12 protein-coding genes are annotated in these 15,764 nt (G+C 27.8%); 8 read left to right on the top strand and 4 right to left on the bottom strand.

Annotated features, from left to right (window positions below; translation table 11 throughout):
- Positions 1 to 232: 232 nt before the first annotated feature.
- The 8 genes from ACZ5RS_RS11775 to ACZ5RS_RS11810 all read left to right on the top strand — a co-directional run bounded on the left by ACZ5RS_RS11775 (position 233) and on the right by ACZ5RS_RS11810 (position 10,225).
- Positions 233 to 520: an NAD(P)H-dependent oxidoreductase subunit E gene (locus tag ACZ5RS_RS11775; protein ID WP_464635667.1), complete on the top strand. Its 288-nt coding sequence runs from the start codon at positions 233 to 235 to the stop codon at positions 518 to 520.
- A complete protein-coding gene (locus ACZ5RS_RS11780; protein ID WP_464635669.1) occupies positions 517 to 2,043 on the top strand; it encodes a monomeric [FeFe] hydrogenase in 1,527 nt (508 codons plus the stop codon). Before ACZ5RS_RS11775 ends, ACZ5RS_RS11780 begins: the two co-directional genes overlap by 4 nt.
- 158 nt (positions 2,044 to 2,201) lie before the next feature.
- Positions 2,202 to 2,600, top strand: coding sequence for a YccF domain-containing protein (locus ACZ5RS_RS11785; RefSeq protein ID WP_464635671.1), 399 nt, complete (start codon positions 2,202 to 2,204; stop codon positions 2,598 to 2,600).
- Between the two features lie 177 nt (positions 2,601 to 2,777).
- Entirely contained in the window at positions 2,778 to 4,142 is a 1,365-nt protein-coding gene (locus ACZ5RS_RS11790; protein WP_464635673.1) for an MATE family efflux transporter, read from the top strand.
- A gap of 109 nt (positions 4,143 to 4,251) precedes the next feature.
- Complete coding sequence (locus ACZ5RS_RS11795) at positions 4,252 to 5,196, top strand: bile acid:sodium symporter (RefSeq protein ID WP_464635675.1); 945 nt, start codon at positions 4,252 to 4,254, stop codon at positions 5,194 to 5,196.
- 345 nt (positions 5,197 to 5,541) lie between these two features.
- Positions 5,542 to 6,813: a sugar ABC transporter substrate-binding protein gene (locus tag ACZ5RS_RS11800; RefSeq protein WP_464635677.1), complete on the top strand. Its 1,272-nt coding sequence runs from the start codon at positions 5,542 to 5,544 to the stop codon at positions 6,811 to 6,813.
- On the top strand, positions 6,810 to 8,174 hold the full coding sequence (locus ACZ5RS_RS11805; protein WP_464635679.1) for a hypothetical protein: 1,365 nt from the start codon (positions 6,810 to 6,812) through the stop codon (positions 8,172 to 8,174). Before ACZ5RS_RS11800 ends, ACZ5RS_RS11805 begins: the two co-directional genes overlap by 4 nt.
- Positions 8,147 to 10,225, top strand: coding sequence for an ABC transporter permease (locus tag ACZ5RS_RS11810; RefSeq protein ID WP_464635681.1), 2,079 nt, complete (start codon positions 8,147 to 8,149; stop codon positions 10,223 to 10,225). Before ACZ5RS_RS11805 ends, ACZ5RS_RS11810 begins: the two co-directional genes overlap by 28 nt.
- On the opposite strand, the gene ACZ5RS_RS11815 is transcribed toward ACZ5RS_RS11810, so the two are convergent.
- Genes ACZ5RS_RS11815 through ACZ5RS_RS11830 form a run of 4 tightly spaced genes read right to left on the bottom strand, consistent with a single transcriptional unit; the run spans position 10,188 to position 15,738 of the window.
- Complete coding sequence (locus ACZ5RS_RS11815) at positions 10,188 to 11,585, bottom strand: amidohydrolase family protein (protein WP_464635683.1); 1,398 nt, start codon at positions 11,583 to 11,585, stop codon at positions 10,188 to 10,190. The genes ACZ5RS_RS11810 and ACZ5RS_RS11815 overlap by 38 nt on opposite strands.
- Before the next feature lie 7 nt (positions 11,586 to 11,592).
- Entirely contained in the window at positions 11,593 to 13,140 is a 1,548-nt protein-coding gene (locus tag ACZ5RS_RS11820; RefSeq protein ID WP_464635685.1) for an acyl-CoA carboxylase subunit beta, read from the bottom strand.
- Positions 13,141 to 13,142: 2 nt separating this feature from the next.
- A complete protein-coding gene (locus tag ACZ5RS_RS11825) occupies positions 13,143 to 14,549 on the bottom strand; it encodes an aldehyde dehydrogenase family protein (RefSeq protein ID WP_464635687.1) in 1,407 nt (468 codons plus the stop codon).
- 13 nt (positions 14,550 to 14,562) lie between these two features.
- Positions 14,563 to 15,738: a YgeY family selenium metabolism-linked hydrolase gene (locus tag ACZ5RS_RS11830; protein ID WP_464635689.1), complete on the bottom strand. Its 1,176-nt coding sequence runs from the start codon at positions 15,736 to 15,738 to the stop codon at positions 14,563 to 14,565.
- Between the last annotated feature and the right edge of the window lie 26 nt (positions 15,739 to 15,764).

Consider the following 15,764-nt stretch of genomic DNA (forward strand, 5'->3'; position numbering starts at 1 on the left):
CCCCCCTATCCTATATTCAAACTAAATCATATTATACAAATTGTCAATAATATGTTTATTTGTTTTAATAAATTTTTATTTTTATATATATTTTCTTTCAAAATTATATGATTTTATAAAATATTTAAACATTTTATTTAAAATTTTTATAGAAAAAAAACTCAGGCCTCACCCTTTCTTTCTAAAAATAGTAGGTTTATAATTCTCATATACCATAGAAAAAGGAAATAAAATGGAAAAAAAATCTAGAGCAAAGCATATTATTGAAGTAAAAGTTTGTGTTGGAACAAACTGCATGTTTCGTGGAGCTTCTCAACTTTTAGAAACACTTCAAACAGAAGAAGGTATAAAAAACAAATGTACAATTACTGAAATGCCTTGTGAAAATGAATTATGTGACCATTCAAGAAGATCCCCTATAGTTATGATAAATGATAAATGTTATACACAGGCACATCCTGAAAAAATACTTGATGAAATTTATAAACTAATTGAAAAAGGAACAAGGATAGAAACATGAACAATTATGGAGTAAAGAGAGTATTTGAAAGAATGAGGGGAATATATACTCCAGTAACTGATATTAGAAGACGTTTATTAATGGAAGTTGCTCGATTTATATTAGATGATAAATCTCCAAAAGATATTGAAGAATTGCCTTATAATATTATTGAAATGGGTAAACCCCAATATCGTTGTTGTTCATACCGTGAACTTTCAATAACAAAACAAAGAATTAGACTTGCTTTTGGACTTCCACTCATTGAAGAAAAAGAGCATGTTCCAATATCAAGTGGAATAGAAAAAGCCTTCACTAGTAAAAAAATAATCGATACTCCTTTAGTTAATGTAATCCATGCCGCATGTGAAAAATGCCCTGAAGATTTAGTAATTGTAACAGATAGATGCCAATCCTGTATGGCACATCCCTGTTCTATTGTTTGCCCTCGTGATGCGATATCTTTTCCAGATGGGAAAGCGGTTATTGATCAAGATAAATGTATAAAATGCATGAAATGTGTCCAAGCCTGTCCTTATTCTGTTATCACTAGAATGGTTAGACCTTGCGCTGAAGCATGTGGAGTTAATGCAATTGATTCTGATGAAGACGGTTTTGCTAGGATTAATCAAGACACTTGTGTTAGTTGTGGATTATGTATTGTATCATGCCCTTTTGCAGCAATATCAGATAAATCAGAAATTGTACAACTTGTTCATAGCCTACAGGAAAGAAAAAATGGCAAAACTAGAAAATTATATGCAATTGTTGCTCCAGCCTTTATTGGTCAATTTGGAAATAAAATTACTCCTGAAGCAATATTTGAAGGAATAAGCAAATTAGGTTTTGATAAAGTAATGGAAGTCGCTTATGGAGCTGATTTTGATACAGTAATCTTAGCTAAAAAATATATGGAAAAAGAAAAAGGGTTTTTAGGAACTTCTTGCTGCCCTTCTTGGGTTATGGCAGCCCATAATGCATATCCAGATTTAGCTGAGAATATATCAGATAGTTATACGCCAATGGTAGAAACGGCAAGAAAGATTAGAGAAAATGATATGAATGCAAAAGTAGTATTTATTGGTCCTTGTGTTGCAAAAAAACATGAAGCATTAACAAGCGATGTTGCAGGATATATAGATCATGTTATTACTTTTGAAGAATTAGCTGCTCTATTTGTAGCATATAATATTGACCTAAATAGTTTAAAAGGAGAAATTCCAATTAATGATGCAAGTCCACTTGGCCGTGGGTATGCAAATGCAGGTGGTGTTGCAAATGCAATAATTCAAGCGGCTGAAGAAAAATTTGACATAAAAGATATTTCTTATAACAAAGCAGATACATTAAGAGATTGTCTATCAATGTTGAAAAGTATACAAAAAGGAGAATATACTCCAGATTTGGTTGAAGGAATGGCATGCCCGGGAGGTTGTATTGGAGGCCCAGGTACTATGGCTTCTCCAAGACAAGTTGCAAGACAAGTAACAAAATTTGCTGAGAGTTCCAAGGTTAAATTACCACAAATTGAATCAAACGACTAATACTTTTTTAAATTTAAATATATTAATCTTCATATATCCCTCTTGATATATAGTTATTATATATTATAGTTTTATATATGAAATTATTAATATAATTAATAATTTCACCTACGTAAGTTAAAAAAACTTTAACTTTTCACCTAAAAAAAAGGAATAAAATGATAACTTTAATTAATGTTATATGGTTTATACTCGGAGGATTTGCATTAGGAATAACCTGGTATATAATTGGATTATTTTTCTATATCACAATTGTTGGAATACCTATCGGTAGAGCCTGTTTTGAATTTGGAAAATTATCAATGGTTCCATTTGGAAAAATTATTATTAGAGAAACACAATTAAAAGGCCCAGAAAATGTTTCAGGAATTAAAAAATTATTCCATTTAATTGTAAATATTATTTGGTTCCCAATAGGCATAATATTAACCATAGTATATTTTGTATATGGTGTTTTGTCCTGTTTAACAATAGTAGGAATTCCAGTAGGTATATTATATATAAAAATGGGACAATTCTTATTATTTCCAATTGGAGCAAGAGTAGTTGAGAGATAATTTTTATTATCTCTTGCTTGACTTTTTTTCTCAAAAATTTATAAATTAACTTAACAAAATTTAAAAAAATATTGTGCCATGTACATAATAATTTTTGGACAATTTCAACGAGTTGTGAAAATCACGTAATCCCAGTTGATTTTCATGGCATATATATGTTGAAAGGAAATCCTTAAAATGAAATCTAATGTACAATCATTAAACAAGATGGAAACTCAGCCTATTCCATCAATCTTATTAAAAATGTCATTACCCTTAATGTTATCTATGATATTTGAAGCTTTCTATAATATTATTGATAGCTTATTTATTGCACGTGTTAGTGAAAATGCTCTAACTGCAATCTCCCTAGCCTTTCCAATTCAGCTTCTAGCTATATCCATATCAGTAGGAACAGGGGTTGGAATTAATGCCGCCTTATCAAAATTTCTTGGACAAAAAGAACATAAAAAAGCAAATGATATTGCAATTAATAGTATATTTCTATTTTTAATTACCTATTTTATATTTTTTATTTTTGGAGTGTTTTTCACTAGAAAATTTTATTCTGTACAAACAAATAATGAAGAAATACTAAAACTCGGAGTCCAATATTTATCAATTTGTATGATTTTTTCATTTGGTTCTATTGGTCAAATTACATTTCAAAAAATACTTCAATCATCAGGATTAATGACTTTATCTATGTTATCACAATTGACTGGATCTATTATAAACATAGTATTGGACCCAATACTAATTTTTGGATATTTTGGATTACCAAAAATGGGAGTTAGTGGCGCTGCTATTGCAACTGTTATCGGTCAAATTGTTGCAATGATAATTGCAATATTATTAAATCATAAGAAAAATCATGATATTCAATTTAAAGTAAAACATTTCAAACCTAATTTACAAATGATAAAAGAAATATATATTGTAGGTGGTCCTGCCATCATTATGCAAACTTTAAATTCACTAATGGCTTTTGGGGTTAATAATATTATTATCGGGATTTCAACAACAGCTGTTGCAACATTTGGAATTTATTTAAAGGTTCAAAACTTTGTATTTATGCCTGCATTTGGAATTAATAATGGAATCATTGTTTTAACTGCTTTTAATTATGGAGCTCAAAAAAAGCATCGAATAAATCAAATATTGAAATATGGATATATTTATTCTGGGACTATCTTAATTTTAGGAACAATTCTTTTTCACATATTTGCAGCAAACATTTTTAACCTTTTTAAAGCTTCTAATCAAATGTTATCAATTGGAATACCACAAATAAGAATTATAAGTTTAAGCTATATATTTGTATCTTATACCTTAATTTCACAAGGGTTTTACCAAGGATTAGGCAATGGCGTTTATAGTTTAATAATTTCTGCAATGAGAGTAATTATTTTATTACTCCCAATTTTATATTTACTTACCAAAATAACTCAAATAAACAACATTTGGTGGGCTTTCGTAATAGCCGAGGGGGGCGCAGCTATTATTGCAACCTTTTTATTAAAGAAGATTTACAGATATAAAGTAGCTCCTATGAAAAATTGAATTTAAAATCATACGAAAAGAGAAATACATCAATTATATCTTATCAAAATAATCAACTTGTTATATCTAAATAAAAAATGCTAGAGTATAAAAAAGGATAATATTATATATGTTTCTATTACTATTAATAATTACTTTAATAATTTCTATAGCATTTCCAGGGCCAGGTAGTTTTCTATACCAACAAGGATATATTGTACCAGCATTTATTGCTTTTATGTATTTCTCTTTAGGAAGTTCAGAAAATTATTCTTCAATTAAGAATTCGCTTAAAAAAATAAAAACTACTATAATAATTCAAATTACAATATTTATAATTGCACCATTAATTGCACTTTTATTGTTTATAATAATATCTAAATTCTATAAATCAACCAACCTAATTGGATTATTATTTATTGGATCCGTTCCTACTACTATGACTTCCTGTATTTTTCTAACTAGTAAATATGAAGGGGATGATATACTTGCATTATGTAATTCTATGCTTGCTCAAATTATTGGAGTTATAATTACTCCAATAATTCTATTATTCGTATTAAGTACAAATTCGTCTCAAGCAACCTCTTTTTCTATAGTATTTAAAAAATTATTGTTACAAGTTTTAACTCCATTTATTATTGGTCAAATACTGAATAAATATCTTTATGATACAAAATTAACAAGAGTTTCTAAAAAAGTAATATCTAATGGGATTTTCCCTTTGATTTATTTATCAATAGCACAAGTTGTAGCTATGGGTGATTTTAAATCAATTATTATTGACGGATTACCTCTGATAGGTATTTGTATAATCTTTGGCATCTTACAATTATTAGCAACTCAAATTATGGCAAATGTTTTTAATTTTAATCACAAAGAAAAAATTGCAATGCTATTTGTTGGTTCAAATAAGACAATGGGTTTAGGAATTCCACTTGTACTAATGTATTACCCAAATAGTCCTCAAATATCTACAAATATAATTTTAATGTTTTTAACTTACTATATTTTCTCATTAATAATAGTTCCATTTGTAGCAGATTTTTTAAATAAAAAAGCTATAAAATTATAATTATTATTTATATTTTAAACATATTTCATTTTCATTTATAAAAACAAAATTAAGACTTTTTTCAATCTGAAAATTATACTATAATTTTATTTAAAATATGTATTTTAATTCCTTATACTAAAATAAAATAACTTTTTAAAACTTTTGGCATAATATTTGCATTAAATATATTTTATGGGATCTAATAAGAAAAAAATATTTTGTTTATTTATTATCGCTTGTTTATCAATTTTTAAACTTTTTGCTATTGATATAAATTTAAACAATGAAAACTTAAAAAGTTATTATTCCTCGGAATTCTTATATAATATTTACCCTCCTCTTTATGATGTTTGGGAAATTTCAGTGACCTATAATAATTTAGAAAACACCACTCAATTACAAGAAATTGATATAGAAGATTTTAATACAATTTATTTAAACAAAAATAGTTTAACAATCAATAATAAAGAATTTAATAATATTAAAGCTATAAACATTAGTGGCGAAAAAATTGAAAGCACAAATTTGGAAGTCTGGATTGGCTGGGAAGGAACTGATTTACTTAAAGAAATAATAACCGATTGGGGAAATAATAATAATATAAAAATAAATATTATAAATGCGACTAATACAGCTTCTAGATTAAAAACTGTTAATAAATCAAAAACTACTCCCCCAGATTTAGTTTTAGTTGCAGATTCCAATCTTATTGACTTATATAATGATAATACAATACAGACTTTACCTAAATATCTATTTAATGATGTCAATTCTACCATAATGAATAAATTATCCTTTAATGGTAAATATTATGCATCCCCTTTTTACTATGATGTGCAACTATTATTTTATAACCCTAATTTAATTGATTTAGATAAATATGATAATTTATCTTTATCTAATTTAGAATACGAAGCTAATAAAATAAAAAATAAAGTTGAGGTCCCACTAACTTGGAATAGTTATTCCCTATATTGGCTACTTCCCTTCATTTATTCTTTTAATATTAATAATTCAATAGATTTCGATAATGATTTGTCAATAAATAATCAACCTACATATGATGCTATTTCTTATATAAAAGAATTAAATGAAAAACCATATTTTAAACCATTAGAAAAAAACGCAATGCTTTCATATTTCATAAATAAAAAAGCCGCGGCAATACTTTCTGCTAGTTATTCAATCCCCTATTTTGACCAATTAGGTATTGATTATGAAGTAGCTCCATTACCTATTAATGACATTACTAATCAAAGATTAAAACCTTTAATTGATAGCAAAGTGTTTGTTATACCTAGAGGCTCTCATAATACAATATTAAGTTATAGATTATTGCAATATTTAATGAGCTATAAAATACAAAAACAATTCTGTTTATCTCAATTTAAATTAAGTGCAAATGAAACTGTAGAAAAAGAATTTGAAGAAACTAATTCTTACTACAAAAAAATACTAAAAAACAAAGAAGCATTTCAACTAATCCCAAACAATGAAAATTATCAAACTTATAAAAATATTTTATGGAAACTATTAAGGTTTGTTTTTACTGATCAATTAACTGTAAATGAAGTTATAGAAAAAGGAGAACAACTTTTGATTAATAATAAAAAAGAAATCGGAGAAGAAAAATGAAAAGAAAACTATTGTTTATTGTATTAATAATTTCATCACTGTTTATGATCTTTAGCTGTAAAACTACAAATTCAAGCTCAATTGAAACTGATTCAGTTTCTTCTGCTTCAGAAAAAGGAACTGGATGGAAAATTAACTTAGTTGGAGCAAGAGAAGTAGAACTATATCAATCTAGTTTATTAGATTGGGAGGATAATAATAGTGAAGATTTCAAAATTATGGATTTTGAATCTAAAGGTGTTTCAAATTCATATAAAGTAATTAGCTTTGCAAAAATCATAGGGATGATTGATGATGCAAATCCTGATTTAATTAATCAAGGATTGTGGGATTCTGGATACGAAATTACACTTGAAGCAGAGGATGGCTATTCAGCTGGATTTAATACTCAAGAAATAAATTTAAATGATATTTATCTTGCAACTGAAAAAAATGGTGAAACTATAATGCCATCTATTGTAGGAAATATTTCTTCCTCAATAAGAATTAAAAACTTATCAAAAATTGAGGCTAAAGTTTCTCAAGTAAATCTTGAAGAAAATGATTTTACTTTTGAAATTGAAATTGGGAATATTAAAGAATCCTTTACTATCAATGAATTATTAAATAGCGAATTCTATTATGAAGGCCCTGGTCAATATATTAATTCTTATGGTAATACATTCCAATATACTTGGGCGGGAATAAAACTTGTTGATTTCTTATCACAATATACAACTATTACAAAAGATAATATCCTAACTATAAAAGCTATGGATGGTTATGAAATGGATTATAGCGGGGAACAAATACTTGATCAAAATGACGGATTCTGGCTACTTGCAATAAAACAAGATGGAGAATTTATGGCTGAAGATCCAGGCTATATTAGATTAGTAAAGGTTGGCCCACAAAACCCTCTTATTGATGGTCATTGCTCTGCTAGAATGGTTCAAAAGATAACCATTGATACAGGTGAGTTTAATGATTTTAGTATATCTATTGAAGATGGTAATAATGTAGAGACTATGGATAGACAAACTTTACAAAGTGGAGTATCTGCAAATAAAAGTAAAATAAATTTTTATAATAAAAAGAATGATAGTATAGTCCAATATTTAGGATTACCATTGTATGATTTCTTCTTAAGATATCCAAATTACAAAACAGTTACTATTGAAGCAACAGATGGTTTTAAAATTACATTAAATAGATCTGAGATTGAGAATAATAAAGATGTTATTGTTGCAATGTTCTATGGAGATGGTTCTGAATTAGATATATCAGAATTCCCATTAGTTTTAGTTTGGGATAAAGATGCTACTTTAGTCCCTCAAGGAATAAAGAATATTAAGTGCATAAGCAAATTCATACTTCAATAAAACAAAATTTAAATAAAAATTTACTAGCTTTTCCTACAATAGTTATTATTACTGTTGTAGGAATTGCTCCATTTATACAAGCATTATATACGTCATTTTTCCACGATGTTTATTCAACTAAGTACTTTATTGGCTTAGAAAATTATAAATATATTTTGAGTGACAAAGGGTTTTTATACTCATTTAATATAAGTGCATTGTGGGCAATTTTAAATGTAATAATCTCTATCTCTATTGGATTAATGATCGCCTGGAAATTAATTAATAAAAAACATAAATTTTTATTAATTTTTGCGATATGTATTCCTTTTGCCATTCCAATTTATATATCAGTTCCAATTTGGCGATTATTTTTCCATGGAGATAGTGGTATTTCTCTTTTTTATAAACTTACAGGTATTGAAATAAATTTACTTAAGGATCCAATAAAAACTTTTCTAGTAACTTTATTTATTAACTGTTGGTTAACTCTTCCAACAAATGTAATTTTCTTTGCATCCTCAATAAGAAAGATTTCAAAAGAAATGCTTTTATCAGCAAAAATTGATGGCGCAAATAATTGCCAAATTTTATTTAAAATTATTCTACCAATAATTAAGAATACTACTTTAACTCTAGTTGTACTTAATTCAATAAAATTTTTTAAAGATTTTAATGTCCCATATATGGTTAGTGTTGGAGGGCCTCCATTAGTAAAAGGGATTACTGATCATTTTATTATTGGAGTAACCACAACATTAGATATTTTAATTTATGATATTTTTAATTCAACCTCAAATTACGGTATTACTTCAGCCTACTCTATAATGTTTATCTTTATAATTGCTTTATTAATGTTATTATGGCTGATAACTAAATCAAAACAGAATAACACAATAATATCTTCCTTTTTAATTTTAATAACTCAAATAATAATAAACAAATATATTGGAATCCTTTTTTCTTTAGGATACATTTTCTCATTATTCTTAACTAATAAGACTTTCAATAATATAAGAAAATATCAAAAGGGTGTTCAAATATATGCAATAGTACTAATAATAGAATTTTTTTATTTTATTAATAATTTAATGAAAAATGGAATTTTATTAGGTTTTGATTTTGCATTCTTTATCGCATTAATAATATTGATAACTCAAATCCAGAAAAAAAATACTTTCTTAAAAATCTCTTTTAATAATAGATGGATTAATAAAATTTCAAAAAGTCATATATCAACAACTTTTGTTAATAATACTTTTTCAATAATAACTTATACCTTTGAATTATTATTAATAACTTCTTCTTTTATTGTTTTATATTTACTAATTAAATTAAGTTTTTCAAAAGTTGGATCAATTTATATTGATTCCTTAGTCCCTAATTTTCAAACTTTAGACAATTTTAAAAACATAATTTTAAAAGAAAATTATTTTCTATATATCAAAAACAGTTTAATTTTATCTACAACAACTTCTTTGATTGTTCCTTTTATCATTATGCCAGCAGCATTTTGGTTAAAACAAAAAAGTAGCAAAACTACCTATTCAATATTAACTTTTATTCAAATAATTGGTATTTATGGTGGAATGCATTCACTAATACCTTTATATATAATTTTCACAAAAATTAACTTAGCACAAACCTATATCCCTTTAATTTTAATTTATCTAAACCATGCTATTCCTATTGGCCTTTTTACAACCTTAGCATTCTTAGAGAAATTTCCTAATTCATTAAGAGAAACAGCTCAACTTGAGGGTATAACTACATTTCAATATTTTAAATATATTCTATTTCCATTATCCCTCCCAATAATTTTATCCAATGTACTTTTAACATTTTTATCTTCTTGGAATGGGTTTATTGCTCCTTTGCTTTTCTTAAATCAAGAAGCTAAATTTACAATAAGTGTAAAACTATATTCTTTAATTGGGAATTTATCCTCAGGATTTCCTCACTGGAATCTGTTCGCAGCCGGTGCGATTATAAACTGTCTAATACTAATTATAATAATCACTATTATTGAAAAGTTTAGTGAATATAGTTTTCTGCAGGATATTCAAGATTAAAGATTGAAGAATTATGAGTTTTAACAAACTTCCCATCCCCTTTCTCTAGTCTAAAAACACCATTATCAAAGATGATATTGCCTCTTAGAATTGTATAGATGGGCATTATATTAATATCACTATCAACAAAAGCAGAAAAATTTGTTTTTGATAAAATATCAGAAGAACTAAATTTTTTCTCTTGCTTTCTCAATATGACAAAATCTCCATCTGAACCGACTCTTATTGAACCTTTTTGAGGAAAAAGTCCAAATATCTTTGCGGGGTTTTGAGAAACTAATTTACTTAACTTTATTAATGAATTATCACTTTTTCCAATTATACCTGATAAGATTAAAGGTAATTCTTGACTTCCAGGTATTCCTGATGGAATATCTCTTATATCAGAGTAACAATTCTTTTGAGTATCTAAATAACTACAATGATCTGATGCAACAATATCAAAAAAATTCTTTTTTAAAGCTTTTTGTAATATCCTATTATCACTTATCTCTCTTAAAGGAGGTGTCATTAAATATCTATAACCATCTTCTCTTTTTAGATAAGAATTATCTAATAGTAAATAATGATTTGTAGTTTCTGCTATTACAATCATTTCTTTTCTATATTTTTGGATTTCTTCTAAACCAGCTTTAGAGGATACATGAACGATATAAATTGGCAAATCAAATTTTTTAGCAGCACTTAATATATTATTAATAGCACTAGATTCAGCTTTAGAAGCTCGTAATATTGAATGAGAATAATACTCACTTAAATCACAATCACAATTTTTTTCAATTTCGCTTATTACTTGATCATCTTCACAATGGCAACAAATCATAATATTCAATTCTTTACAAAGTTTAAATAATTTTTCATATTCACAAGAATCTAAATATACGCCATATTTTTTATAGGTAGTAAAAACTTTCAAAGTATTAATACCTTTTGCTTTTAATTCTAATAATTGTGATTTAACATCATCCATCATCGAATAAAAACCTTGATGTAAAGTATAATCAATTGCAGCATCTTTAGCTTCATTTATTCTATCTTGAGCTCCCTGATACAAAGTTTTTCCCTCCACTTGATCAGAGAAATCTATAAAGGTTGTAATTCCGCTACTTGCTGCTAATTTAGAACTATTATAAAAATCATCAGCAGTGGCATCGATGCCACTACCTAACCCAAAATGCGTATGAGAATCAATAAAACCTGGTAATAAATAATACTCATTCAAGCAGTCAATTATTTTCTCTTCTTTTTTATGAATAAGATTTTTACCTATCTCAACAATTTTTTCATTTTCAACTCTTACATCAGTAATTTCAAAATGATTATCTAATAAAGTTTTCGCATTTTTGATTAATAAATTCATAATTTACCTATAATGGAATATTTCCATGTTTTTTCTCAAAAATATTTCTATTTTTCTTTTTCAATATTTTAATCATTTTTATTGCTTTATTTCTGGTTTCATCTGGATCAATGATTTCATCAATATACAATTTTTGTGCAGCCCTATAAGGGTTCAAAAATGATTCAATATATGTCTCTTCTCTTTCTTTTAAGAATTTTTCTGGATTCTTTTTTTCTAAAGCTTCTTTACTAAATATTATTTTTGCTGCTCCAGATGACCCCATCACTGCAATTTCTGCATTTGGCCAAGCACCAACATAATCTGCACCTAAATGTCTAGAATTCATTACTATATATGCACCACCATAAGCTTTACGAATTATGAATGTTATTTTTGGAACTGTTGCTTCGGAATATGCATATAAAACTTTTGCTCCATGTCTAATTATTCCACCATGTTCTTGAATAGAGCCTGGCATAAATCCTGGAACGTCTTCAAAAGTAATTATAGGAATATTATAAGCATCACAAGTTCTAACAAATCTTGATATTTTATTTGATGCATTTATATCTAAGACCCCAGCTAAATAATTAGGTTGATTTGCAACAATACCTACACTTTGGCCTTCTAAATAACCAAAACCAACAATTGAACTTTTACCATAATCTTTAAAGATTTCAAAGAAGGACTCTTTATCTAAAAAATTATTTATTATGTTATTCATATCATATGGAGTTGTATTATTTTTTGGCAAAATTTCTTTCATGCTTTTTGCTTCATTGATTTCATCAAATTTTGCATAACAAGGAGCAAAACTTTGACAATTAGATGGTAAAAATTCAATTAGTTTTTTTGCATATAGAAGTGCTTGCTCCTCATTTTCACTTACTAGGTGAGCTACCCCGCTTTTTTGTGAATGAACTTTTGCACCGCCTAAATCTTCAATAGATACATCTTCATGAATAACATCTTTTACAACTTTCGGACCTGTTACAAACATAAAACTATTTGTTTTATTCATTATTATAAAATCTTGTATTGCTGGAGAATATACAGCACCTCCTGCACAAGGTCCTAATATAATTGATATTTGAGGGATTAACCCAGAGGCCTTAACATTTCTATGAAATATTTCTCCATAACCTGCTAATGAATCAATCCCCTCTTGAATTCTTGCACCACCTGAATCATTAATTCCAATTATTGGCATCAAATTATTAATAGCAAGATCCATAATCTTACAAATCTTTGCAGCTTGCATTTTTGATAAAGAACCACCTATTACAGTAAAATCTTGAGCATAAACACAAATAGGTTTTCCATTAATTTCTCCAACACCTGTAACAACACCATCACCATAGTATGTATTCTCATCCATAGAGAATTCATGACAATCATGTAAAACAAACTTATCAAATTCTTGAAATGAATCATTATCTAAAAGCATTTCGATTCTTTCTCTAGCTGTATATTTACCTTTTTGATGTTGCTTTTCTATTTTTTTTATTCCACCACCTAATTCGGCGATTTTGTTTTTTTGTAAAAAAACATCATATTTACTTTGTTCTACCATTATTAGACTCCAACTGCATCTAATATTTCCTTAGTAAATAATTCTTCATCACTAGGCTGTGTACTAGCAATTGGGAAAGAAACCCAGGTAGTATTAAGCATATTTTTCCACGAAATATTATCACAAGAGCTATTGCCACCCCAAGAACCACAACCGAGAGACATAGTCATTGGCATGCCATTTGTCCAAGCTCCACTATTTGCTAAACATTGAGGTTGATTAATCATAATTCTAGAAACTTTTACTTTAGTTCCCAATAATAAAGCTTTATCTTTATCAGTTGAATGAAGACCACAAGAATGGCCAGCTCCAGAATAATCAGTTATATCATTAACCATTTGAATTGCGTCATTAAAATTATCATATTTATAAAGAGTCATAACTACACTAAGCTTTTCACCAGAGAATGGTTCCACTTCCCCAATTCCATCACCTTCAACCATCAAAATTTCAGTATTCTTAGGAACATTCAATTTTGCTAGCTTTGCAATATCAATTGCTTTTTGTGCTACAACTTTTCTATTTAAGACTCCATCAATCCACATAGTGTTTTTCAATTGTTCTTTTTCTTCACTATTTAATAAATACGCATTCTTATTAATTAATGCATCTATTAAATCTTGATAAATACTTGAATGAATTATTACTTCATTTTCTGCAGAACAACTTGTAGCATTATCAAAAGTCTTTGATCTATAAATTTTATCTGCAACATCTTCAACATCTACTGTTTCATCTACAATTACTGCTGCATTTCCAGCACCTACTCCTAAAGATGGAGTTCCACTAGAATATGCAGCTTTTACCATTGCTGAACCTCCAGTTGCTAAAACAACATCACATTGTTTCATTACTTGATCTGTAACGTCTAAAGATATTGCATCTATCATTATTACTAAATCTTCAGGATAACCTAGATTTTTAAGTGTTTCTCTAATTTTATTTGCGGCCATTATACCAGTTTGTTTTGTTCTAGGGTGAGGACACATTACAATAGAATTTCTAGTTTTAATTGCAGATACAGCTTTACAAAATGGTGTAGCTTCTGGGTTAGTACAAGGAATTAATGCTCCAATAACACCCATAGGTTTTGCTATCTTAACTAAACCTTTTTGATGATCTTCTTCAATAATGCCCACAGATTTTTGACCTTTAACATCTCTGTAAACACCTTTGACTTTAACCATTATTTTACCAAATTTGCTATCTGAGCGACCCATTTTTGATTCTTCTTGAGCCAAAGTTGCTAATTCTTTTGCAAAATCTTCTCTGGTGCCAGCACATGCTATATATGCACAAAGTTTATCTACTTCTTCTTGGCTTGCAAACTCAATTGACTTTTGTGCAGCCCTAGATCTTTCTATAATTTCACTTACATATTCTTTAGGGTTATCCTTATAATTTAACATTTTTTATCTCCTTTTACATAGATAAAGCTAGAGCAATCTGCTCATATCCTTTTAAAGCTTTATCAAGACCTCCTAAGTCTAAGTATTCATCATCTATATGTGCTAAATATTCTTCACTTGGTCCAAAACCAATTGTTGGAATATTTAATTCTCCAGCTGAACAAGAACCATTAGTACAGAAAGAATAACAATTTATTATTGGATCCTTATCTAAAGCTATTTTTAATGCCCCAAATGCTTTTTGAACAATTTCACTATCATTATCCATTAACCAACCTGGAGCAAATCTCTTATGTGTTGTTTTATAACCGGTATAAGTTTTCAATTCCATTGAAGCAATCTCAACAGTTGCTTCAAATTTTGAATCATTTTTGGATAATCTTTCTATTATTTCTTGAATTGGAAATAAAACTACTTCTTCTGTTTCACCAACTAATAATCTTCTATCAAAAGTTATTGAACAACTTGCAGGAACTACTGAAGCGCCAGGATAAGGATTAGAAATAATATCGGTTAATACTAATTCACCTTTTCCTAATAATGGATGAGTTGTAACATCTATCTTTTCAACTTCATTTAAGAAATGAACCATTTTTGTTACAGCATTTACTCCTCTATCAGGATTTGCACTATGAGCAGGGATTCCTTTTGTAGTAACTTTTATTTCAGCTCTACCTCTTTGTCCAATATTTAATTTTAAGGAAGTAGCTTCTCCAATTACAACAAAATCTGGTTTAATTAAATTAATTACAGATCTAAGGGATAAACCTTCTGCAATTTCTTCAAATACAGTTCCAGAAACATATATATCACCATGAGGTAAATTAGATTCTTTTACCTTAGCTCCAGCAATAATCATTGCAGCCAGAGCTCCTTTCATATCTGAAGCTCCTCGACCATAAATCTTATTATCAATAACTTCAGCACCAAAAGGTTCTTTTTTCCAAGCTTTTCTATTTGGAATATCAACAGTATCTACATGCCCATCAAATAAGACGGTTTTTCCATTTTCAACATTCTTATTTATTTTTCCAATGATATTTCCAACCTTATCGATAAATACTTCATCATAACCATATTTAATCATTTTTGTTCTTAGTAATTGAACAATATTCATCTCATTTGCTGTAACACTAGGTGTTTGAATCATTTGTGCGCATAAACTGTGTAATTCTTTTATGTAATCCATAATAGTCCTTCTTTATATATTTTTTA

The organism is Pleomorphochaeta caudata (assembly GCF_055395745.1).